This window comes from Flavobacterium melibiosi, from assembly GCF_048158545.1.
Classification (GTDB): domain Bacteria; phylum Bacteroidota; class Bacteroidia; order Flavobacteriales; family Flavobacteriaceae; genus Flavobacterium; species Flavobacterium melibiosi.
Window position 1 is genome coordinate 107,115 of record NZ_JBLNKU010000006.1, and the last position, 24,019, is coordinate 131,133.

Genomic DNA, 24,019 nt, shown 5'->3' on the forward strand with positions numbered 1-24,019 from the left:
AGGCTGATTCAATTTCAACAAGAGCATTTTTTTATTTTAATCCAACAAAACTCTTCTTCTGAATTACAACTTTATAATTTCGTTACAAATGAAAAACATAACATTAATTTACTGCATTCTATTTTTATCACTATTTATGGGAGGAAAAGCACAGGCACAAGACTGGCCAAATTTAAATAAATATCAGAACGAAAATGCGAATCTCAAACCGGCAGCAGCAGGACAAAAAAGGATTGTATTTATGGGCGATTCGATTACCGAATTTTGGTCAACGGTAAATTCGGAATACTTTTCAGGAAAACCGTATGTAAATCGCGGAATAAGCGGCCAAACTACGCCTCAGATGCTAGTTCGTTTTAGAGCTGATGTTATAGCTTTAAAACCAGCCGCAGTAGTTATTTTGGCTGGAATAAATGACATTGCCGGCAATACCGGTCCTGCAACATTGGAGATGATAGCAAATAATATTTTCTCGATGGCCGAATTGGCAAAAGCAAACCAGATTAAAGTAATTCTTTGTTCTGTATTACCAGCTTATGATTTCTCTTGGAAACCCAATCAAAATCCTGCTGAAAAAGTGATGGCTCTAAATGAAATGATAAAAAATTATGCTGATGCCAATGGCATTCTATATCTTGATTACTTTTCGGCTATGGCAGATGAACGAAAAGGTTTACCTGCTTTGTATTCTAATGATGAAGTGCATCCCAATAAAAAAGGATATCAAGTAATGGCGCCACTTGCCGAAGAAGCAATAACCAAAGTTTTATCGCAGAAATAAATTATTACTTTAAAAAGAAACAAAAAATGAACTATCGCAGACTGGGTAAAACAGATTTTGAAATCTCCGAAATATCACTTGGTACTTGGCAAGTGGGCGGGAAATGGGGTTCTCCTTTTAATGATAAAACCGCAGACGAGCTAATCAATACCGCCATCGATAATGGTGTGAATTTTATTGATACCGCTGATGTTTATGAAAATGGACTGAGTGAAACTGCTGTAGGTCGCGTAGTTCGTTCCCGTTCGGAACGAATCTATGTAGCTACAAAATGTGGCCGACACATCAATCCGCATGTCAATGAAGGCTACCAACCAAAAGTGCTACAAAAATTCGTAGAAGACAGTCTGAGAAGAACCGGATTGGAAACATTGGATTTAATACAATTGCACTGCCCCCCGACCGAAGTATTTTACCGTCCGGAAATCTTTGAAATGTTTGATCGTTTGAAAGAACAGGGAAAGATTTTAAATCTTGGCGTTAGTGTCGAAAAAGTGGAAGAAGGATTAAAAGCTATTGAATTCCCAAATGTAACAACGGTTCAGATTATTTTCAACCTTTTCCGTCAGCGTCCATCCGAATTATTTTTCAAAGAAGCACTAAAGCACGATGTAGGCATCATTGCAAGAGTGCCACTAGCCAGCGGACTTCTAACAGGAAAATTTAATGCTAAAACAACTTTTGACGCTCAAGATCATCGTAATTTTAATCGGAACGGGGACGCTTTTGACAAAGGCGAAACATTCTCTGGAATTAATTACGAACTGGGATTAAAAGCCGTAGAAGAATTGAAAGCATTATTTCCTGAAGCAACAAATCTGGCTCCTATTGCCTTGCAGTGGATTTTGAGTTTTGATGAAGTGAGCTGCATTATTCCTGGCGCATCAAACGAAAGTCATGTATTGTCCAATTTATCGGTTTACGATTTGTCAAAATTAACTTATGAAAAAATTACAGCGATGAACGAAATTTACGAACGTTATATCAAACCCGAAGTACATCAGCTTTGGTAATTCATTTTGATATTATTTATAAAAAAGGCTCGATTTACAATAAATCGAGCCTTTTTTATGAATTAACTATACGAAAATAGCGACACACCAAAAAACATCGTTATAAAATAAAATTCATAGTTAGATTCAAAAAAAGACAATAAATCATCAAATTTCGGAAAACAGTTTACTAAGCAAATGATGGAAAATATATTTTATCTCAAATATCGTTTCTTGTTCTTTAGCAAATTGTTAAATAAATATAAGCATTATTTTGTTAATAATTTACGATTGATTTTAGTAAGTAAAATCATTATATTTGTTGGAATGCTAAAACCCATTCGCACAAATATACAATCAGTTCCAACGCTATCGGGACAATTGTAACAGTACCGTATTATTAAATAAACGATAATCTTAGGTGTTTATGAAAAAAATTAAACTAAAAAATGTACCCTTACAAAAAATAGTGTTATTTCTAATTCTAATTTTAAGTGTTATATATTTCCATTACACTTGGAAACAATTTAAAAATGACCAGGCTGACGAAGTATTGCAAATTGCAAGATCCATTGAAATAATGTTGCCAAAAGAGAATTTAAAAACACTTAAAGGAAAACCAAGCGATATTGATACCCCGCAGTATAAGGTTATAAAAAATACCTTGAAAGCAATAATTAGCGTCAATACCAAAGCCCGATTTGCTTATATATATACCAAACAAAACGGAAAAATATACTTTATTGCAGATTCCGAACCCGCTGAATCAAAAAATTATTCACCTCCCGGACAGGAATATACGGAAGCTGACTTGGCTTATAGCCTACCTTTTGACAATGGAAAAGAATTTGTTACAGGTTCCGTTACCGACAGATGGGGAACATGGATAAGCGTGCTTATTCCTATAAAAGATGAAGTTACAGGAAAGACCATTGCCGTATTTGCAATGGATTTTAACGCAAAAGCATGGGATACTATCTTATTATTCAAAATAATTGAATCCGGTGCGTTAATTGTGTCATTGCTATTGGCATTCCTTTTTTTATTTATAATAAATGCTAAAAATGAAATGCTTAAGTCTGACAACACAAAACACAGACTCACTGAAAATGAGTTAAGAGAAAGCGAGAAAAAATACCGCACCATTTTCGAAAATATACAAGACGTATTCTATCAAACTGACCTTGCAGGGATTGTTCTCGAAATAAGTCCATCAATTAAATATTTCTCTGAATTCGTCAAGGATGAAATCATAGGCACCCCCGTGCATAATCTCTATTATAACCCTGACGACAGAATTATACTGCTTAACGTAATAATGAAAAATGGAGAACTCCGGGATTATGAATTAAAACTTAAGACAAAAACCGGCACAATAAAGCATGTCTCAATTAATGCTCGTTTAGTTTTCGATGCCAATGGTAATCCAAACCATATCGATGGGGCAATACGGGATATCACCGAGCGCAAACATGCTAAGAAGAAGCTCATCGAAAGCGAATACCACCTGCGAACTATAATCGAAGCGGAGCCGGAATGCATCAAGATAGTGGATGCAGAGGGTCGATTGTTACTGATGAACCCAGCCGGTTTGGCGATAATCGAGGCTGATTCGATGGAACAGGTAGCTGGGCAAGAGGTCTTTGGTCTCATCACAGCTGAATATCGCAGCGCCTTTATCAAAATGCATAAACGGGTAATTGCCGGCGAATCCGTACAAATGGAATTTGAATTGATGGGTCTTAAGGGTGCGCGTCACTGGCTAGAAACCAACGCTGTGCCTTTGCAGTACCACGGCAAGATGGTACACCTCGCCCACACCCGTAACATTACCGAACGCAAACAGGCTGAAGAGAAGTTAAAGAACAGCGAAATGTTTTTAAAAGAAACACAAACAATTGCACGTCTTGGCACTTATATTATAAACATTGAAAATGGTACTTGGACAAGTTCAGATATTTTAGATGCTATTTTGGGAATTAATGCTACTTATGATAAAACATTACAGGATTGGAATTCGATTGTTCATCCGGAATGGCTACAAATAATACTGGATTATTTTAGGAATGAAGTAATTGCACATCAATGCAAATTTGATAAAGAATATAAAATTATCCGAAAAAACGATAAACAAGAACGATGGGTTCACGCATTAGGTGAAGTACTCTATAATGAAAAAAATCAGCCAATAAAAATGATTGGTACCATTCAAGATATTACCGAGCGTAAGCGGATTGAAGAGGAACTTATAATCGCCAAAGAAAAAGCCGAAGAAAGCGACCGTCTAAAATCGGCATTCCTTTCCAATATGAGCCATGAGATCCGTACTCCTATGAACGGTATTCTGGGCTTTGCTGAATTGCTTAAAGAACCTAGCTTAACGGGTGAAGAACAGCAAGAGTATATTGGCATTATAGAGAGAAGTGGTACGCGTATGCTCAATATCATCAACGATATTATTGATATTTCGAAGATAGAATCTGGATCGATGAAAATTTTAATTTCAGAAACAAATATCAACCAGCAGATTGAATACATCTATACCTTCTTTAAGCCAGAGATTGATGCTAAAAACATGCAGCTTTCCTTTAAAAACACATTACCATCAAAAGAGGCCCTGATTAAAACAGACCGTGAGAAAATCTATGCCATTCTTACCAATCTGGTTAAAAATGCTATAAAATTTACCCATAGCGGTTCTATTGAATTTGGCTATAACTTAAAGCCTGCCAAACCAAGGGCAGCGGGCATGTCTGGCTATCTTTTTGAACCCTTTGAACTGGAATTTTTTGTAAAGGATACAGGTACTGGCATTCGGCAGGAACAATTGGAAATCGTTTTTGAAAGGTTCAGACAAGGTAGTGAATCGCTAACCCGAAATTATGAAGGAGCCGGATTAGGCTTATCCATCTCAAAAGCTTTTGTGGAAATGTTAGGCGGGAAAATTTGGGTAGAAAGCGAAATTGGAAAAGGTTCCATATTTTATTTCACCATTCCTTACAATTGTGAACAGGAAGTAAAAGAGGTGGTAAAAATTACTGATTTGGTGCGTGATGAAGAAAAGCAAATTAAAAGCCTGAAAATATTAATTACCGAAGACGACGAAATATCAGGAAAATTACTTACACAAACAATAAAGAAATTTGGTAAAGAAATTTTAAAGGCAAAAACCGGAATTGGAGCGGTTGAAATCTGTCATAATAACCCTGATATCGATTTGGTATTGATGGATATTCAAATGCCCGTAATGGACGGTTATGAAGCCACCAAAAAAATACGAAAATTTAATAAAGATGTAATCATTATTGCACAAACAGCCTATGCGCTAACTGGCGATAAAGAAAAGGCAATAACAGCAGGATGTAATGATTATATCTCAAAACCTGTCAAGAAGGACGAATTAATGGCGATGTTGTATAAGTATTTCAAAGAAGAGGAAGTGAATAACTATAATTAAACGACCGAAAAAAGCTGTAACATAAAAAGGCTCGATTTAATTGTAAATCGAGCCTTTTTATGAATTCTTATTTTTACACTAATGTAGCTGTAGTAGAAATTGCTGCATTCAATAGTTTAGAAATGGGACAATTTTTCTCTGCTTTTGTAACCAATTCCTGAAAAACTGCATCCGTTATTCCTTTCACTTTTGCATTTACAGTTAAGTGTGACGTTATAATCGTTCCTTCCACCAAATCAATATCGCATTTAGTTTCGATACTTTCAATTTCAAAACCGGCTTCGGTAATATAAGCAGAAAGTTGCATCGTAAAACAACCAGAGTGCGCTGCAGCAACCAGTTCTTCTGGATTAGTCCCTACTCCTTCTTCAAAACGGGATTTGAAAGAATATTGCGTATCTTTTAATGTACTACTTTGTGTGGTAAGTTTCCCGGCTCCTTCTTTTAGTGAACCAATCCAAACTGCGGTTGCATTTCTTTTCATAATAATAAGCTTTTTAGTTTTCTCAAATTTACTTTATTTATTAAAAAACACTTTCAAACAGAGCATTTTTTAACGAAAATTTAAAGTTCAACAGGAATCAATTTACATTTTCAAAAAAAATTGAAAATGCCGCGCCTTTGTTTACTCCTTCGCTTTCAGCCGATAGCATTCCGTGGTATTTTTCGACTATTTTTCTACACAAATACAATCCAATTCCGGTTGAGGGTTCGTTAGCCGTTCCTAACCTGCTTCGATTGGTGAATTTTTTAAAAAGTTCTTCTTTATAATTTGAATTGAAACCTATTCCCGAATCAGTAACAACAAAAGCCAATTCTCCTTTTTCCAAATGAACACGAACATTAATTTCGCTGTTTGGGAAGGAGAATTTTATGGCGTTATCAATTAAATTAACTAAAACCCGAATCAATAAGTCTTCGTCTATTTTAAGACAAGCCTCCTCAACTTCAATTGCTGTAATCAATTTAATTTGTTTTCTTGCCAGTTTTTGTGCGACTTGCTCACCTACAACAGATAAAACAGCTAATAATTGAATGTTTTGTGCATCAATTGCTTTTTTTAAAATTTCATCTTCATCCTTAATCAGTTTGATAAACGTTTCAATGAAAACAAACTGTTGATTAGTTGATTCGCAAATCAAATCCACGTATTCTATTATAGATTCTGATGGATTTTCTTCTAAAATAAGCCTGGCTAACCCAAGGGAATTCCCCGCAAAATTTCTCAAATCATGTGAAAGCAAATACACTAAATCCTGCTTGTCATTGATGTATTTTTCGTTCTCGGCGATTGATTCCTGAATATTCGCCATTAACAATCCAGCCTCGTCTTTAAATCCAGTTGGCAATTCAGATACCACTCTGGTATTCCTGTAATTATCTAATGCTTTTGAGGCCACTTCAATGGGTTTTATTAATTTTTTTAATACCCACAAAGTACTTCCCGTAGCCAATAAAGTCATTATTAAAGTAAAAACAACAATCGAATTAGGCGAAACCGTCTGTTTTCCATATAAAATAAAAAACAGCAATCCAATCAATGGAATGTGAATGCCTATAAACGTAACAAAAAGAAATTTGTATGCATAACTGTTTTTAAGAAAACTAATTTTTGATAATTTACGATACAAATCCATAAAGTACTGTGTTTGTTATTCCTGTAAATATAGGAGTTAAAAATGACAGTCTAAAATTCTTACAATTAATTTTGTTAAAAAAAATACTTAATTAAATGTTTAATTACTATTTTGAAAAATAATTCCCATTTTGAAAAAGCAATTCAGCTTACAAAATCAGACAAAGAAAAGAAGTTATTGAATGAAAAAATTAAGATGCTTTTAAATTGAAAGGCAGAAGGACCGTTTATAACAGCCGTTTCATGAGATTGCTGGACTTGGTTAACTTCCAAAAAACTACTTTTTTTCAAAAGTTACCTTGAACTTGGGGAATTAAATGCTAAATTTACGTAACTCGTTTATGTTCAATAACATTTCCTACCTAGCAAATAGAATTTACCATTATTTAAACCTTAAATATCATGAAAAAAACTATCCTTTGTGCCATGCTATTGGCAATAGCATCAAATTCTTTCTGCCAGCAGATAAAGCCTACACAATCATTAATACAGGAAGATTACCTAACAAAAAGTAAAAAACAAAAGACTATTGCATGGGTATTACTTGGCGGAGGAGCGGCATTCATTATTGCCGGCGCAATAATTCCTGAAGGAGAATTAACTGATCGGTATAGTCTTCCTTACGGTACTGAAGAACATAAAAATGATGGAATCAAGAGCGCTTTTTTCATCACGGGAGGTATATCTGCCCTCGGCAGTATACCCTTATTCATTATTTCTGGACGTAACAAAAGAAAAGGGATGACAACAACCGTTAGTTTTAATAACCAAAGGGTTGCATTCCCCCAACAAAACGCTTTTGTTTCAAGAACGCAACCCACATTGACTTTGAAAATAGAATTGTAATGGTAACTGGTCTTATGTGAAAGCAACGCATAATTTTTTTGTTTTAAAATCATCAAATAACTACCAACGATTTTAAGAACTTACGTGGCTTCGTGATTATTTAGATGCACCTAATTTTCAATTTAATTGACTAAAATCTATTGAAACAATATTTAAAAGTACTGGCTTTCCATTTTGGAGGTTCTAACAGCGGTATTTTGCAAGTTGTGGCTTTTCTCCTCTCTAAAGTTGTTAATCGAATCCCAAAAAACGGTATCTTTACTAAGCAAATCGCTATATTTACAAGTAGTTAGATCTAAATCACCGACCTATTTCTGCTTGCAAAATGTATATTTTTAACTAAAATTAATAACCGTGCAACCATTCAATTCATCCACGGAAACTGAAGATACCGTTCATCGTTCGTCACGCTTTAGTGTATTTAATATATTCAAGCGGGATTATGCACATTATGAAGGAGTTTCACTAATGAACATCTACCTATTGAGACTACTTTTTACGCTGATGTTTCTGTTTCTTACCTATGAATCCTGGAAACATATTCTAAATCATACTGGTCCTTGGGAAAATGGCAATGCCGCAGCTTGGTGCATGTGGGGTTCGTATTCTGCTATATCCTTTATTGGAATAATCCGTCCGCTCAAGATGTTACCCATCGTGTTGTTTGAGATTGTATACAAAACTGCATGGCTTTTTGTCGTTGCCTATCCTTTGTGGATGAAAAACGAATTAATTGGTTCGTCAGCTGAAGGTATGGCTCGTGTATTTATATGGGTTGTGTTTCCAATCGTGGCTATGCCTTGGCGGTATTTTTTTAGAATGCATCTTTTGGGTAAAAAGACGGCATAAAAAACAATACAAAATTTTCAGTGTTATCACAAATCCACTGCCCCCGATTACAGCGAAAAACCCGCAGTTGCGAAAGCTTTGAAACACTTGCCGGTAAAGAGCGACTCCTCACCCCCAGCCCCTCTCCAAAAGAGAGGGTAGCAAAAAAGCTCCTTTACGAGCGTAGTGCTGCTGCTTGCGGAAGAGCCCCGAAGCGTCGGGGTTGTAGCGGAAAGCGGGAATGTGCTCAAATAAAAAACACCTAAGAGTGAAAATATTTCCTAATTTGAATTTATAAAACCATTCAAACGCTTATTTTTGCGCTATGGCAAAGAAAAATACAGACAAAGTTGTCTTTCATCAAATAAAAGTCCTTGATGCTGGTGCAAAAGGCGTTTCGGTAGCAAAGGCTCCGGATGGTAAAGTAGTTTTTATCCCGAATGTGGTTCCGGGTGATGTGGTTGATGTGCAGACTTTCAAGAAGCGCAAGGCTTATTACGAAGGAAAAGCAGTTCATTTTCATGAATATTCTGAGCATCGTGTAGAACCTATTTGCGAACACTTTGGTGTTTGTGGCGGTTGTAAATGGCAGAATATGAAATACAGCCAACAGTTGTATTACAAGCAAAATGAGGTAAAAAATCATTTGCAACGCATAGGAAAAATAGAACTTCCGGAATTTGAACCGATTCTTGGTTCAGAAAAACAGTTTTTTTACAGAAACAAAATGGAATTTTCGTTTTCGAACAGCCGTTGGTTGACCGAAAAAGAAATTGACAGCACCGAAGATTTAGGAAACAGAAATGCGCTTGGTTTTCACATTCCGAAAATGTGGGATAAAATCCTTGATATTAATAAATGTCATTTGCAGGAAGATCCATCGAATGCAATTAGAAACGAAGTGAGAGCTTTTGCGAATGAACATGGGTTGACTTTCTTTAATCCAAGAGCGCACGAAGGTTTGCTTAGAACTTTGATGTTGCGTACGGCTTCCACTGGTGAAATCATGGTTTTGATTCAGTTTTTTGAAAATGACAAAGCCAACAGAGAATTGCTTTTAGACCATCTTTACGAGAAATTCCCGCAAATTACTTCACTGCAATACGTGGTGAATAATAAAGCCAACGATACTTTATACGACACTGATATAAAATTATACAAAGGAAGAGATTACATTTTGGAAGAAATGGAAGGTTTGAAATTCAGCATTAATGCAAAATCTTTTTACCAGACCAATTCCGACCAAGCCTACGAATTGTATAAAATAACACGTGATTTTGCTGGTCTTACCGGTAATGAAATTGTTTATGATTTATATACCGGTACTGGAACTATTGCACAGTTTGTTTCGAAAAAAGCAAAAAAAGTAATTGGTGTGGAAAGTGTTCCTGAAGCCATTAAAGATGCTAAATTAAATGCTGAACGCAATGAAATCAACAATTGTGAGTTCTTTGTAGGAGATATGAAAGTTGTTTTCAACGATAGTTTCATCGCTCAACACGGACATCCTGATGTGATTATCACCGATCCGCCAAGAGACGGAATGCACGCAGCTGTAATTGAACAAATTATGAAAATTGCTCCTGAAAAAGTGGTTTATGTAAGTTGTAATTCGGCTACACAAGCGCGTGATTTAGCTTTAATGGACGAGAAATATAAAGTAACACGAGTGCGACCGGTTGATATGTTTCCGCAAACGCATCACGTGGAGAATGTTGTACTTTTGGAAAGAAGATAAGGAGAGAGTTCCTATTTTGGATTTTATATTACGTACATGTTTACACAAAAATAAATTGTAAATGAAAAAAATAATTTTATTGGCATTCGTTTTAGCATTATCGTTCTCCAGTTGTGAGAAAGATGACATTTGCGATGCAAATACTCCTACAACACCCCGACTTGTAATTGAATTTTATGATTACGACAATCCCTCCGTTTTAAAAACCGTTACGAATCTGAAAGTAGTTGGTGCAGGAATGACGGATGGAATTATTTTTAATGCCAGTGCGACAGATGATTCAAAATACCTGACTAGCGGAAACACGATTTCGATTCCATTGAAAACAAATGAAAATACCACTAGTTATAGCTTTACATTAAATTCCGGAAATGCTAATCCAGTATTTGTAAACGAAGATAATATAAAGTTCGATTACACTAGAAATGACGTATTTGTATCAAGAGCCTGTGGTTTTAAGACCCTTTTTACGTTAAACACTTCAAATCCTTACACCCATACTGACGCAGCGGTTCCAGATGAAAAATGGATCAAATATATCTCGGTTGAAAAAAGTAATATAGATAACGAAAATGACACACACATTAAAATATTTTTTTAGTTCCTGCCTCATGTTGTCTCTATTTTTGGCACAAGCACAAGACACGAGCCCAAAAGGCGAACTGACGAAGCAAACTACATCAACCAAGAGTACTACTCAAACTAGCAAAACGGATAGTGTAATTCCTGAAACTCCTGAAACTCCTGAACCTTTAAAAACAGTTGACTTAACAGAAAAAAAGAAGGATTCTATTATTCCTGTTCCTGTTAAAACGGATCGTTATGGTGTGCGCGTGGGTATTGATTTATACAAATTGACTCGTGCCCTATATGATAAAGATTATAAAGGTCTAGAATTAGTAGGTGATTATCGCTTGACGAAAAAATATTTCTTGGCTGCCGAAGTTGGAAATGAAAATAAAACAACGGATGATGACCGATTGAATACCACAACCAAAGGTTCTTATCTAAAAGTCGGTTTCGATTACAATGGCTATGAAAACTGGTTGGATATGGAAAACATCATTTCCATAGGTATGCGCTATGGTTTAAGTACTTTTAGCCAACAATTAAACACTTATAAAATTTATAATGCTAATCCCTATTTTGGCGAAGTACCTGTAATTACATCCGATAATAAATATAACGGTTTAACCGCAAGTTGGATTGAAGTCGTTGCTGGTGTAAAAGCCAAAGTATTCAATAATGTGTTTATGGGTTTCAGCCTTCGCTTGAACCGATTAGTAACCAATAAAGAACCCGATAATTTCAAAAATTTATATATCCCTGGATTTAACAGGACTTATGATGGTGATTTTGGAGTAGGATTCAACTATACTGTTACCTATTTTGTTCCTATTTACAAAAAGAAAGTTACTCCTAAAAAAGTGGAGATTAAAAAATAATTACGAATTAGGATAAAAAAATATCGCAAAGAAAATTATAGTTCCCTTTGCGATATTTTTTTGTTTTGAGTAAAACGAATTAAACATTAAGCCAACTATATCATAATTTTCAACTCGTAATTCGTGATTTTTAAAACTATCCTATTTCCTTTATTTCTTTTATAAAAATCCATTTCATAAATAATTTCTCACCGTCTTTGGTCTTCACCGCCTGAAATTTAGGTGATAAAAGCGTCCCTACTGCAAAAGCGGTCAACGGAACCCAATAACCGGTTAAATTGGTATATTGATCCACTAAATATCGGAATGAGGTAAATAATATTGCAAAACAACCGAGTTGAAAAAGAAATGCTCGTACTTGTAATTTGGTCATAATAAATTATGCATTATGTGTTTTTTAATCTTAATTATAGCTGATTGCTGTCTGAAATCTGATCCGTGTTATCTGAATCCTGAACAATCTGAAACTTCGTTCTCTTACTCCCTTCGTACATTTCGTATTTTACCAAACGTGCTTCTAAACCAGCGTTAAAAAGCTTGATTTTTCTCGAAGGTTTTAATCCTACAAACTTCAATGCTTCCAGATTTGCTGTAATCATCCAAGCATTAGTTCCCGGATAATTTTTCTTCAAAGTATCACCAATGCTTTTGTAGAATTCTTCCATGTGAATATCCAAACGCTCATCATACGGCGGATTGAAAACTATGTGCAATTTTCCTTCTGAAGTTTTTTCAGTATCAAAAAAGTTCTTTTCTTCAATAGAAATATACTCGTCAAGATTGGCGTTTTTGATATTGTCTTTGGCTTTTTGAACCGCACTTGGTGCTTTATCAAACCCTTTTATCGTGTAATGAAACTCCCGAACACGTTTCAATAAACTGTCTGAAATACTATCAAACAAATCATTGTCCCAATCGTTCCATTTTTCGAAAGCAAATTCTTTACGGTTGATGTTTGCCGGAATATTGCAAGCAATCATTGCTGCTTCGGCTAAGAATGTTCCCGAACCACACATTGGATCCAAAAAATCCGTTTGACCGTCCCAACCGGAAAGCAATAGAATTCCTGCTGCCAAAACTTCGTTTATAGGAGCAATATTGGTTGCGGTTCTATACCCACGTTGATTCAATGCATTTCCTGAAGTATCCAGTGCTACTGAAACCTGGTCTTTATCGATATGGATGTTGATTCTTAAATCAGGATGTACTTTATCAATACTTGGTCGTTGCCCGGTTCTTTCTCTGAACTGATCGACAATCGCATCTTTACATTTTTGGGAAACAAATTCCGAGTGATTAAAATATTCCGAATGCACTGTTGTATCAATCACAAAAGTCTGATTGGCATTCAGTAATTTAGACCAATTCATACTCGAAATGCCTTTGTATAGAGCCTGTTCATTATTAGCCTTGAAAAAGTAAATAGGTTTCAAGATTTTCAAAGCCGTACGCAACGCTAAATTCGCTTTGTACATAAAGCCTTTATCTCCTTTAAAACTCACCATTCTTACCCCTTGCTCCACGTTTTGTGCGCCCAGCATTTGCAATTCTTTCGCTAGTATTTCTTCAAAACCAAAAAAGGTTTTGGCAATCATTTTATAATTATTTTCCATTGTAAAATCAAGTATTCGGTGCAAAAATACACTAAATTTGCATCAATCGAATTAATTGAAAAAGAATAAATGTCTGCAGCACAAAATCCACCAACTGAAAATCAACTGAAATCAACTGGAAACTGGTATACCTCTTGGTTTGACACTCCGTATTATCACATCCTTTACAAAGACAGAAACTATAGAGAAGCACAGGTTTTCATGGATAATCTTACCCATTATCTTAATCTTCCTGAAAAGGCAAAAGTATTGGATTTAGCGTGTGGCAAAGGCCGCCATTCTATTTATTTGAACCAATTAGGCTTTACGGTTCTTGGGGCTGATTTATCTGAAAACAGCATTGCCGAAGCCAATAAAAACAAGAATGAAACCCTTCATTTTAAAGTACACGATATGCGTGAACCTTTTGAAGAAAAATTCGATGCCATTTTCAATTTATTTACCAGCTTTGGTTATTTCGAAAATGACGAAGACAATCTAACTACGTTAAAAGCCATCAAAGAAAGCCTTTCGGAATATGGTTTTGCCGTGATTGACTTCATGAATGTTGCTCAAGTCCTCGAAACATTAGTTCCCGAAGAAACAAAAACGGTCGAAGGCATCCATTTTCATATCAAACGCTATTTGAAAGAAGGTCATATTTACAAAGAAATTGACTTTGAAGACAAAGGTCAAAAATTTCATTTTACCGAAAAAGTAAAAGCCCTTACCCTAAAAGATTTTGAGGAATTAATGGAAGAAGCTGGAATTTATTTATTGGATATTTTTGGCGATTACAAATTAAAAAAATTCCATAAAACAGATAGTGAACGCCTAATCATGATTTTTAAATAAATGAATTACCTTTTACCATTACTTTCCGTAATCATAGGATATATCGTCGCATTGATTATACGCCCAAAGAACAAAACCAACCTAAAATTGCTATTGGCTTTCAGTGGTTCTTTTTTACTTTCATTAACGGTAATGCATTTATTACCTGAAATTTATGAAAGTGCAAACCCAAATATTGGACTCTTTATCATGCTGGGAATCTTGTTCCAGATTATATTGGAATTTTTCTCAAAAGGAGCTGAACACGGGCACGTTCACGGACATGAAATAATGACACAAATCCCGTGGTTATTATTCATCAGCCTTTGTATACATGCATTTTTAGAAGGATTTCCCGTAAGCCATCATCATGATTTAGCCATAGGAATTGCCATACATCATTTGCCTATTGCCATAATTCTGACTACTTTTTTCATCAATGCAAGTCTGAATAAAAAAGCCATTTTTTTCTTCATGGTCACCTTTGCAGTCATGACACCGCTAGGAACTATTTTATCTGATTATTTGCCAATATTAAACGTGTATTATACTGAAATTACAGCCATTGTAATAGGAATATTATTTCATATTTCGTCTACCATTATTTTCGAAAGCAGCGAAGGACACAAGTTCAATATCGCCAAAGTTTCAATGATTGTGATAGGAATTGCGTTGGCATATTTTATATAAATTTATAATTTGGGCGTGTCCGCCGAAAAGGCGGTCGGGCTATTCGCTGCAATCTTTTTATTTTTAAAGAAAAAATAAAAAGGATTTCCGCTATTATCCCTCACGCAAAAAAACATTGTAGTTAGGACAAATCGTAAATTGTCCCTTCAAAAAAACATAACTATGGAATTTACTAAAACTACCGAACAATCCTCAAAGTACGAACATTTAGAAAAAATGTCGGTTCAAGAATTACTTTCCAATATCAATCAGGAAGACAAAACTGTTCCGCTTACCGTAGAAAAAGCGTTGCCCCAAATAGAAAGTTTAGTAACTGAAATCGTTGCCAAAATGAAACTCGGCGGACGATTATTTTACATTGGCGCAGGAACTTCAGGACGTTTGGGAATTCTTGACGCTTCGGAATGTCCTCCAACATTTGGCGTTCCTTTCGATTTAGTAATTGGGATTATTGCCGGAGGTGACGCTGCAATCCGAAGAGCTGTAGAAAATGCCGAAGACAACGCAACACAAGCCTGGATTGACTTGAAAGCTTTCGATGTAAATGAAAATGATGTTGTTGTTGGGATTGCTGCTTCGGGAACAACACCTTATGTTATTGGAGGGTTACAAACATGCAACGAGAACAATATAACCACAGGAAGTATTTCTTGTAATGCAGGAAGTCCGCTTTCGCAAACGGCAAAATTCCCTATTGAAGTAGTTGTAGGACCGGAATTTGTAACTGGAAGCTCTAGAATGAAAGCCGGAACAGCACAGAAACTGGTACTGAATATGATTACTACCGCCACCATGATTCAACTGGGTAAAGTAAAAGGAAACAAAATGGTCGATATGCAATTGAGCAACAGCAAACTGGTCGATCGCGGTGTAAAAATGATTATGGGAGAAATTCCCGTTTCCTATGAAGAAGGTGCCGAATTATTGAAAAAACACGGCAGTGTAAGGAAAGCCGTTGATAATTTTAAAAAATAAACAACGATGATTCACCATATAGTAATGTGGAAATTAAAAGATTTTGCAGAAGGCAAAAGCAAAGCCGAAAATGCAATTATTCTAAAAGAGAGACTTGAAGGTTTAAAAAAGGATATTCCTGAAATAGTTGAAATACGGGTAGGAATTAATATTGAAAGTGAATATTCAAACTTTGATGCCGTTCTACATTCCTATTTTAATTCGTTTGAAACATTAGAAAAATACCAAAATCATCCAACACATAATATTGTTGCCGAATGGATAGGTAAAATTAGAGATTTGAGATATTGTGTGGATTATGAATTTTAATTATTAAATTATGGCAACCAACAAAGAACTATTATCTAAAGGAATTAAATATTTAGCCGGAGCTTTACCATTATTATTCTTGGGGCCGGCAGTGATTTATAATGCCTTTATGAATCAACAGAATGTGTGGCATTATTTGGTTTTAGCAATAGGAATAATTGCTTGTATTGCTGCCATGTATTTGATGTATTTGGGGTTAAAAATAATTATGAAAAGCTTATTTAACGACTAATGGAAAACCTAATTCACGTTCAAAAAACATTTGAAAAAATTGTTTACGTCGATAAAAAAGTAAACAACCGAGAATTTGAGGATTGCGTTTTTAAAAACTGTGATTTATCTAATAGTGATTTCTCCTATAGCACTTTTATGGATTGCGAGTTCATTGATTGCAATTTGGCTATGACCAAATTATCAGGAACAAGCTTGAAAGGGGTACAATTTAAAAACTGTAAATTACTGGGCATTCAATTTGAGGAATGCGATGATTTCTTGTTTAATGTCAATTTCCAGGAATGCGTTTTGGATTATTCCTCGTTTGCCAATAAAAAAATGCCAAAGACAAAATTCAATTCCTGCTCGTTAAGAGAGGTAAGTTTTGTTGGAACCAATCTTACGAGTTCCGTTTTTGATAACAGTAATTTGGATGGTGCTATTTTTAACAATACGCAATTAGCCGGAGCCGATTTTTCAAAAGCATCTAATTTTAAAATTGATCCCGAATTCAATCCCATGAAAAAAGCAAAATTTTCGACACAAGGAATCATTGGACTTCTGGACAAATACGATATCAAAATTGTGTAATTATAATTGCCCCAGACGGAAGTGAAAACCCCGATGGGCTAAAAGCAATTTTTTCTTGACAGAAAAGAGCGACCAAAGGAAGCTCCTTTTTTGTCATTAGAAAAAAAGATTTTAGACCGAGGAGTTGTAACGGACTGCTGGATTAGGCCTTAAAAAAAGTAAAAAAACACCTTAATAATGAAAAAAATACTATTCCTCCTCCCAATACTATTACTAATGTCATGCTATGATGCGGAGCGCAATTGCAAAGATTTTAAAACTGGTAAATTCAAGTTTGAATATGAAGTTAACGGCATAAAAAAAACTGCCCTTTTTGAACGTAATGACAGTATTGAAATAGAAACTTTTGAAGGAAAGACTGATACCGCTTCGATACGATGGGTAAATGATTGTGAATATATTTTACTGAAATTGCATCCAAAAAACATGGCTGAGGAAAAGGCTATAGGTATGAAAATTTTGACAACCTCAAAAAATTCCTATACCTTTGAATTTGGAATGGTTGGTGTTGATGAAAAACAAAGAGGAACCGTTACTAAGATTTCCGATTAAGCTTACAAACTCAAATTAATTATAAATAATAACGAACTAAACATGGAAGTATTTTTAAATCCGGATGCTTGGATTGCCCTTTTAACATTGACTTTTTTGGAAATTGTATTAGGAATCGACAATATTATTTTCATATCAATTGCCACAGGGAAATTACCTGCTGAACAACGTAAGAGAGCGACAAAAATAGGAATGTTCCTTGCCATGTTCATGAGAATTGCGCTTTTGTTTGGTATCAATTTATTGATTCAAATGAAAGAACCTTGGTTTCATATTGATTTTAGTTGGTTTTCAGCGGGAATTACTGGCCAAAGTCTTATTTTACTGGGCGGAGGATTATTCTTAATTTATAAGAGTACGAATGAAATTCGCGAAAAAGTAGATGAGAAAGGTCATGAAGAAAAAGAATTAGGAAAAGCTGCTACAAAATCATTTCAAAATGTACTATTACAAATTATTATGATTGATTTAGTTTTCTCTTTCGATAGTATTCTTACCGCGGTAGGTATGACAAACGGAGTTGAAGGTGCTTTGTATATTATGATTACTGCAGTAGTTATTTCCGTATTAATTATGATGCAATTTGCTGTTCCTGTTGGAAACTTTGTCAACAAACATCCTTCTATTCAGATACTTGGTTTATCCTTTTTGATTCTAATTGGAATGATGTTGCTTACTGAAAGTGCTCATTTATCGAATGCTTTAATCTTTGGAAATCATGTTACACCGGTACCAAAAGGGTACTTGTATTTTGCCATATCTTTCTCATTATTAGTTGAAGTACTGAATATGAAAATGAAGAAAAATAAATAATCAAACTATTTTTTGATAAAGAAGCTCCTTTTGGGAGCTTTTTTTTTATTCTGAAAATATATTCCCTCCTTAAATAGGGAAACGCTAAAAAGACCCCAATTTGGTCTTTTTTCTTTTTATTTTATTTTTTATAAATTACCTTAGACACAAATAAGCACCATGAAAAATACCATCTCCCATAGAGTTGCTGACTTTTTAAAAAACTTCCCTCCTTTTTCTTTTTTGCATCAAAAAGACATCGAAGTTATTTCTGAACAAATCTCCATTATTTATAAAGAAAAGGATAGTATCATCTTTGCCGAAAACGAAGAAACACACTCTTGTTTTTATGTAGTACACAAAGGTGCAGTGGCGCTTAGAACAAGTCTGGAAAATGATATTTTGGATATGTGTGACGAAGGTGATATTTTTGGACTGAGACCACTTATAGCCAATGAAAACTATAAAATGGAAGCCAGAGCCCATGAAGAAAGCATTCTTTATGCGATTCCAATCGGTATTTTCAAACCTTATGCTTTAGAAAACAGGGCTGTGGGAAATTTTTTAATAGAAAGCTTTGCTTCTAATACGCACAATCCTTATTCCAAAAGCCACAGCGGAAAACTATATGGCGAAGTAATAGGAATAGAAGGCCTAGATACAGGTAGAAAACTATTAGACTTACAGCCTGTAAAATATTCTAAAAAACTAATTACCTGTTATTCAAATACTACTGTAAAAAATATTGCAGAGACCATGACCAAAAAAAATGTGGGTGCTATTCTTGTTGTCGAGGATTCGCTCCCCATTGGTATCATTACAGATAAGGATTTAAGAAACAAAATCGTGACCGGAGAATTCCCAATCACAACAACAGCGGCCACAATAATGACAACTCCTGTTATTACTTATCCAAAGAAAATGACCGTTACGCAAGCTCAAATGGCCATGATGAAAAGCAATATCAGCCATTTATGCCTTACGAAAGATGGCACGCCAAATTCCAAAGCTGTTGGAATCCTATCCAAACATGATGTTATGGTAGAACTTGGCAATAATCCAGCAGTATTGATTAAAGCCGTAAAAAGAGCTAAAAAAGCCAAACAGATAAAACCAATACGCGCCAGTATAATGCAATTGTTACAAGGATATTTAGACCAAAATATTCCGATGACACTGACTTCTAAAATAATTACAGAACTAAATGATGCCTGTATCAAGCAAGTCATTGAAATCGCCTTGAAGAAAATGAAAACGCCTCCTCCTGTAAAATTTGGATGGCTTGCGTTGGGAAGTCAAGGAAGAAGCGAACAGTTACTACATACTGACCAAGACAATGCTTTAGTCTATGAGGATGTTCCCGAAGAATTAAAAGAAAAGACCAAGAACTATTTTTTAGAATTGGCTACTCATGTCAATAAAGGACTTTTTGATATTGGCTATGATTACTGTCCGGCAGAAATGATGGCGTCTAACCCAAAATGGTGCTTAAGTCTTGGCGAATGGGAAAGTCAGGTTCATCATTGGATAACCAATCCAGGAAAAAATGAAGTTTTATTGTCCTTTATATTTTTTGATTACAGCCTGTCTTATGGAGACAGCGAACTGGTAAACAAGCTTTCTGAGTTCATTTTTGAAAACATAAAAGCCAATCCTGTTTTTTATATTCACTTGGTAAGTGGTGCGTTACAAAGTCCTTCTCCAACGGGATTCTTTAGACAATTTTTGGTAGAACAAGATGGCGCACACAAAGATTTTTTCGATATAAAAAGACGCGCTTTAATGCCACTAACCGATGCCGCAAGGGTTTTAATTCTCTCTCATTCTGTAAAATCGATCAGCAATACTCCCGAACGTTTTGAAAAATTAGCAGAATTAGAACCCAACAACAGTGAATTGTATTTAGCATGTTCATATTCCTATAAAGCATTATTGAAGTTCAGAACCAAACAAGGTCTTTTGCATAATGATTCCGGGCAGTTTATTGCTCTCGAAGCGTTATCTAAATTAGAAAAGATTAAGCTAAAGCGAACTTTCAAAACCATTAAGAAACTCCAAGAACTCATTACCATCCGATTTAATCCTTCAAACATATTATGATGATGAACTTTCTAGAAAAAAGTAAAGCAATTTTATTTGATTTTTGGGACAAACCCGAAAAATCATCTGATGACGAACTATCAAACAATATTGATGCAGTACGTTTTGTTGTATTAGACACAGAAACCACTGGATTTGATTACACAAATGACCGGATACTTTGTATTGGAGCCATTGTGTTGCAAAACAATATGATTCCCATTCATGATAGTTTTGAAGTTTTTATTCAGCAAGAACATTACGATCAGGTAACCGCAAAAATTCATGGAATTCTAAAAGAATTTGTCATAGACCGTCCTTCTGAATTTGAAGCTTTACAACAATTTTTAGAATTTTTAGGAGATTCAATTATCATTGCGCACCATACCATATTTGACGTTACTATGATTAACAAAGCACTCGAAAGAAACGGATTGCCAGAATTAAAAAACAGGACTTTGGATACGGCTGTTTTGTATAAAAAAACGCTACTCGTTTCTAATTTATTGGAACGTAAAGAAAGTTATAGTTTAGACGAGCTTGCCGATAAATTTGATATTTCCAAAAAAGACAGACATACCGCAATGGGAGATGCCTATATTACTGCAATTGCTTTTTTAAAAATTCTAAACAAATTGAGAGAGAAAAAAGAAATTACCTTAAGACAATTGTTTAAATAAGCTTATAAAAATTGGCAAAACGCATAAAAAAAGCCCCTTTTCAGGAGCTTTATATTTATTCTAAGGACAAAGTAATCTGTCCGTCATCTTCCAATTGAATATCAGAATCATCAGCATCCGTTTCACCTTTTACTTCTAAATCCTCAGGGATAACCTCAACAGGAATTTCATACGGCAAAGGTTCCAGCAGGTTTACTTGTTTCAACTTATCGGTTGTCAACTGATTTCCTAAAGCTTTAAATCCTTTCACGGAAATAAATGATTCTATATCTACCGTCATAGCCTCTTTTTGAACTCCTTTTACTTTTGTAAAAATCAATTCAGCCACTGGACGGTAATCCGTTGATACAATCTCTAATTGAGAATTAGGATGCTCTGTGATAAAACTTTCTTCTTTGTTTTCGGTTTCCACTAAGAAACGTTTGATGTAATACCGTTCTTTTTCTCCATCATAATAAATAGCTGAAATTGGTTTCTTAGGAATCCATTTCTCCAAAACCACCATATCTTCATCAAAATGAGTCGATAATTCTGGTGTAATTACTTTTATTTTTCCAGATTGCGATATGACCAAAATTTTATCATTGGGTCTGAACTCACCTAATAATTCGCCCCTTGCATCAACGTTTAATCGTTGAACAGTATCATCAAACCAAACTTTTCTTGGCAATAAAGTCGAAATTCCTTTCTCCTTCAATTCTATTTTTTTGATTGGATATTTAGTAACCAAATTTCCTTTGGAAGCGCGTCCTTTTATCGCTAAACTGGCAAAATCAATATCGAATTTCAGCTTTTTGACACTTCCTACCTGACGCAATAATATCGTAATTACTTCTGCTTCACCATTTGGATTGCAAGAAAAATACAATACCTGAGAACCAGAAGTTTCATTGGTTAAATCATACGCTTTGTCTCGGGTAACTCCTGAAACATTGAATCGTTTAATGTAAGAAGGCCCCGATTTTCCATCACGGTAAATCATGTTATAAATGGTACGCTTGTCGCTTTTGTCAAAAATAGCAATGTGAATAATATCCTTACCCACAAACGTTTTAGCATCTACTTTGGTAATCATCATTTTTCCATCACGCAGAAAAACAATGACATCATCAATATCAGAACAATCCGTAACGTATTCATCTTTTTTCAAACTCGTACCTACAAATCCTTCTTCTTTATTGACGTATAATTTAGTGTTTCTTAAAACTACTTTCGTGGCTTCGATATCATCAAAAATACGTAGTTCGGTTTGGCGTTCCCGTCCTTTTCCGTACTTCTCTTTTAATTTGGTAAAATAGGCAATGGCAAAATCAATCAGATGCTCTAAATTGTGTTTTACTTGTTCGATATCGCCTTCCAACGCTTCGATTTTGTCTTGCGCTTTATTGCTGTCAAATTTGGAAATACGCATGATTCGGATATCCAATAAACGCAGAATATCTTCTTCTGTAACAGCACGTTTTAAGTGTTTTGTATGTGGTTTCAAACCATCATCAACGGCCTTAATTACCGTTTCTCTGGTCGTCATTTCTTCAATGTCACGATAGATTTTATTTTCGATGAAAATACGTTCCAAAGAAAGAAAATGCCATTGTTCCTCAAATTCGCTCAATTGGATTTCGAGTTCACTTTTCAGTAATTGGACGGTTCTGTTCGTTGAAATTTTCAACATCGCAGAAACCCCAATAAACAACGGTTTGTTGTCTTCAATCACACAACCCAATGGCGCTACAGAAGTTTCACAAGCCGTAAATGCGAACAACGCATCAATGGTTTTATCTGGAGAAACACCAGGGAAAAGGTGAATTAATATCTCTACCTCAGCAGCGGTATTGTCCTCAATTTTCTTGATTTTGATTTTCCCTTTATCATTCGCTTTCAAAATACTGTCAATCAAAGTCGTCGTATTAGTTGAAAACGGAATTTGGGTAATCACCAAAGTATTTTTGTCAAGCTGACCAATTTTGGCACGAACACGAATACGTCCGCCACGCAATCCATCATTATAATTAGACACATCGGCAATACCTTGCGTCATGAAATCCGGATACAGTGTAAAAGGTTTTCCTTTTAATATTTTTATCGAAGAATCGATTAATTCATTGAAATTATGAGGCAACACTTTCGTCGAAAGACCAACAGCAATACCTTCGGCTCCTTGTGCCAAAAGCAACGGAAACTTCACCGGAAGATTGTTCGGCTCAGCTCGTCTTCCATCATAAGAAACGCCCCAATCGGTAATTTTTGGACTGTAAATAACCTCCAAAGCGAATTTAGACAATCGTGCTTCGATGTAACGAGAAGCTGCAGCACCATCACCTGTTAGGATATTTCCCCAGTTTCCCTGACAGTCAATCAGTAATTCTTTTTGTCCAATTTGCACCATCGCATCACCAATACTCTGATCTCCGTGAGGATGATACTGCATGGTGTGTCCAACAACATTGGCAACTTTATTATAACGACCGTCATCTAATTCTTTCAGAGAGTGCATGATACGACGTTGAACCGGTTTAAAACCATCTTCAATCGCCGGAACGGCACGTTCCAGAATTACATACGAAGCATAATCCAGAAACCAGTCCTTATACATTCCCGTAACTTTGGTAATGGTATCGTTTCCGTCTTCTTGATTATCGTAAAAATGTTGACCTTCAAAAGATTTATCTTCAGATTGATTATCATCAATCGAATTATCTTCTTCCTGACCTTCTGGAATTGTATTTTCGTCTTCTTCGTCTTTCATTAAATATATTCTATTGAATAGTAATCAATTCTAATTTTGTTCTAAAAACTCTAAAAAGAATATTTTTCTTTACAAACATGCTCTTCCTTTGTAATTTCAGTTCCATTTTTATCCAACTCTTTTTTTACAAGTGTATCACATTCTTTATGATCATTACTCCTTATAATAAAAAAGGTAGTTGAAAAACTAATCACAAATAGTAAAGCGATAAAAATTAGTGTTCTTTTTGTAGGCATTTTATAA

The 24,019-nt window shown here is 35.1% G+C and carries 24 protein-coding genes; 18 read left to right on the plus strand and 6 right to left on the minus strand.

Going from position 1 to position 24,019, the window contains the following annotated elements:
- The first annotated feature begins 88 nt into the window (after positions 1-88).
- The 3 genes from ACM55F_RS09130 (at position 89) to ACM55F_RS09140 (ending at position 5,230) form a co-directional block, all read left to right on the plus strand.
- On the plus strand, positions 89-781 hold the full coding sequence (locus ACM55F_RS09130; protein WP_416853492.1) for an SGNH/GDSL hydrolase family protein: 693 nt from the start codon (positions 89-91) through the stop codon (positions 779-781).
- A 26-nt stretch (positions 782-807) separates the two neighbouring features.
- Positions 808-1,794: an aldo/keto reductase gene (locus ACM55F_RS09135; RefSeq protein ID WP_416853493.1), complete on the plus strand. Its 987-nt coding sequence runs from the start codon at positions 808-810 to the stop codon at positions 1,792-1,794.
- A 448-nt stretch (positions 1,795-2,242) separates the two neighbouring features.
- Positions 2,243-5,230, plus strand: coding sequence for a PAS domain S-box protein (locus ACM55F_RS09140; RefSeq protein WP_416853494.1), 2,988 nt, complete (start codon positions 2,243-2,245; stop codon positions 5,228-5,230).
- 73 nt (positions 5,231-5,303) lie between these two features.
- On the opposite strand, the gene ACM55F_RS09145 is transcribed toward ACM55F_RS09140, so the two are convergent.
- On the minus strand, positions 5,304-5,714 hold the full coding sequence (locus ACM55F_RS09145) for an OsmC family protein (protein WP_416853495.1): 411 nt from the start codon (positions 5,712-5,714) through the stop codon (positions 5,304-5,306).
- A gap of 97 nt (positions 5,715-5,811) precedes the next feature.
- A complete protein-coding gene (locus ACM55F_RS09150; protein WP_416853496.1) occupies positions 5,812-6,867 on the minus strand; it encodes a sensor histidine kinase in 1,056 nt (351 codons plus the stop codon).
- Positions 6,868-7,268: 401 nt separating this feature from the next.
- Between ACM55F_RS09150 and ACM55F_RS09155 the strand changes: the two genes are divergently transcribed.
- The 5 genes from ACM55F_RS09155 (at position 7,269) to ACM55F_RS09175 (ending at position 11,723) form a co-directional block, all read left to right on the plus strand.
- Positions 7,269-7,712, plus strand: a complete 444-nt coding sequence (locus tag ACM55F_RS09155; RefSeq protein WP_416853497.1) for a hypothetical protein — start codon at positions 7,269-7,271, stop codon at positions 7,710-7,712.
- Positions 7,713-8,180: 468 nt separating this feature from the next.
- On the plus strand, positions 8,181-8,561 hold the full coding sequence (locus tag ACM55F_RS09160) for a hypothetical protein (RefSeq protein WP_416853498.1): 381 nt from the start codon (positions 8,181-8,183) through the stop codon (positions 8,559-8,561).
- A 304-nt stretch (positions 8,562-8,865) separates the two neighbouring features.
- The gene (gene rlmD, locus ACM55F_RS09165) at positions 8,866-10,278 is read left to right on the plus strand and encodes a 23S rRNA (uracil(1939)-C(5))-methyltransferase RlmD (RefSeq protein ID WP_416853499.1); all 1,413 of its coding nucleotides are present in this window, start codon (positions 8,866-8,868) and stop codon (positions 10,276-10,278) included.
- Positions 10,279-10,339: 61 nt separating this feature from the next.
- Positions 10,340-10,879, plus strand: a complete 540-nt coding sequence (locus ACM55F_RS09170; protein ID WP_416853500.1) for a DUF6452 family protein — start codon at positions 10,340-10,342, stop codon at positions 10,877-10,879.
- Positions 10,851-11,723 (plus strand): DUF6048 family protein, encoded by an 873-nt coding sequence (locus ACM55F_RS09175; protein WP_416853501.1) that lies wholly within the window; start codon positions 10,851-10,853, stop codon positions 11,721-11,723. Before ACM55F_RS09170 ends, ACM55F_RS09175 begins: the two co-directional genes overlap by 29 nt.
- A 136-nt stretch (positions 11,724-11,859) precedes the next feature.
- On the opposite strand, the gene ACM55F_RS09180 is transcribed toward ACM55F_RS09175, so the two are convergent.
- Both ACM55F_RS09180 and ACM55F_RS09185 read right to left on the minus strand, forming a co-directional pair.
- Entirely contained in the window at positions 11,860-12,096 is a 237-nt protein-coding gene (locus ACM55F_RS09180) for a hypothetical protein (protein ID WP_416853502.1), read from the minus strand.
- A 34-nt stretch (positions 12,097-12,130) separates the two neighbouring features.
- Entirely contained in the window at positions 12,131-13,336 is a 1,206-nt protein-coding gene (locus ACM55F_RS09185; protein ID WP_416853503.1) for a THUMP domain-containing class I SAM-dependent RNA methyltransferase, read from the minus strand.
- A gap of 69 nt (positions 13,337-13,405) precedes the next feature.
- Here ACM55F_RS09185 and ACM55F_RS09190 point away from each other — a divergent pair, with 69 nt between their 5' ends.
- From ACM55F_RS09190 to ACM55F_RS09235, 10 genes are all read left to right on the plus strand, one after another.
- Complete coding sequence (locus tag ACM55F_RS09190) at positions 13,406-14,170, plus strand: class I SAM-dependent methyltransferase (protein WP_416853504.1); 765 nt, start codon at positions 13,406-13,408, stop codon at positions 14,168-14,170.
- On the plus strand, positions 14,171-14,839 hold the full coding sequence (locus tag ACM55F_RS09195; RefSeq protein ID WP_416853505.1) for a ZIP family metal transporter: 669 nt from the start codon (positions 14,171-14,173) through the stop codon (positions 14,837-14,839).
- Positions 14,840-15,001: 162 nt separating this feature from the next.
- Positions 15,002-15,814, plus strand: coding sequence for an N-acetylmuramic acid 6-phosphate etherase (gene murQ, locus ACM55F_RS09200; RefSeq protein WP_416853506.1), 813 nt, complete (start codon positions 15,002-15,004; stop codon positions 15,812-15,814).
- 6 nt (positions 15,815-15,820) lie between these two features.
- Entirely contained in the window at positions 15,821-16,123 is a 303-nt protein-coding gene (locus ACM55F_RS09205; RefSeq protein ID WP_416853507.1) for a Dabb family protein, read from the plus strand.
- 10 nt (positions 16,124-16,133) lie between these two features.
- Entirely contained in the window at positions 16,134-16,355 is a 222-nt protein-coding gene (locus tag ACM55F_RS09210; protein WP_416853508.1) for a DUF6095 family protein, read from the plus strand.
- Positions 16,355-16,927 (plus strand): pentapeptide repeat-containing protein, encoded by a 573-nt coding sequence (locus ACM55F_RS09215; RefSeq protein WP_416853509.1) that lies wholly within the window; start codon positions 16,355-16,357, stop codon positions 16,925-16,927. The genes ACM55F_RS09210 and ACM55F_RS09215 overlap by 1 nt, the downstream gene beginning before the upstream one ends.
- A gap of 177 nt (positions 16,928-17,104) precedes the next feature.
- Complete coding sequence (locus tag ACM55F_RS09220; protein WP_416853510.1) at positions 17,105-17,479, plus strand: DNA topoisomerase IV; 375 nt, start codon at positions 17,105-17,107, stop codon at positions 17,477-17,479.
- 42 nt (positions 17,480-17,521) lie between these two features.
- A complete protein-coding gene (locus ACM55F_RS09225; protein WP_416853511.1) occupies positions 17,522-18,292 on the plus strand; it encodes a TerC family protein in 771 nt (256 codons plus the stop codon).
- A gap of 159 nt (positions 18,293-18,451) precedes the next feature.
- Complete coding sequence (locus ACM55F_RS09230; protein WP_416853512.1) at positions 18,452-20,371, plus strand: DUF294 nucleotidyltransferase-like domain-containing protein; 1,920 nt, start codon at positions 18,452-18,454, stop codon at positions 20,369-20,371.
- The gene (locus ACM55F_RS09235; protein ID WP_416853513.1) at positions 20,371-21,030 is read left to right on the plus strand and encodes a 3'-5' exonuclease; all 660 of its coding nucleotides are present in this window, start codon (positions 20,371-20,373) and stop codon (positions 21,028-21,030) included. The genes ACM55F_RS09230 and ACM55F_RS09235 overlap by 1 nt, the downstream gene beginning before the upstream one ends.
- A 55-nt stretch (positions 21,031-21,085) precedes the next feature.
- On the opposite strand, the gene ACM55F_RS09240 is transcribed toward ACM55F_RS09235, so the two are convergent.
- Together ACM55F_RS09240 and ACM55F_RS09245 are read right to left on the minus strand one after the other, a co-directional pair.
- Positions 21,086-23,776, minus strand: coding sequence for a DNA gyrase/topoisomerase IV subunit A (locus ACM55F_RS09240; protein ID WP_416853514.1), 2,691 nt, complete (start codon positions 23,774-23,776; stop codon positions 21,086-21,088).
- Between the two features lie 50 nt (positions 23,777-23,826).
- A complete protein-coding gene (locus tag ACM55F_RS09245; protein ID WP_416853515.1) occupies positions 23,827-24,012 on the minus strand; it encodes a hypothetical protein in 186 nt (61 codons plus the stop codon).
- Positions 24,013-24,019: the final 7 nt, after the last annotated feature.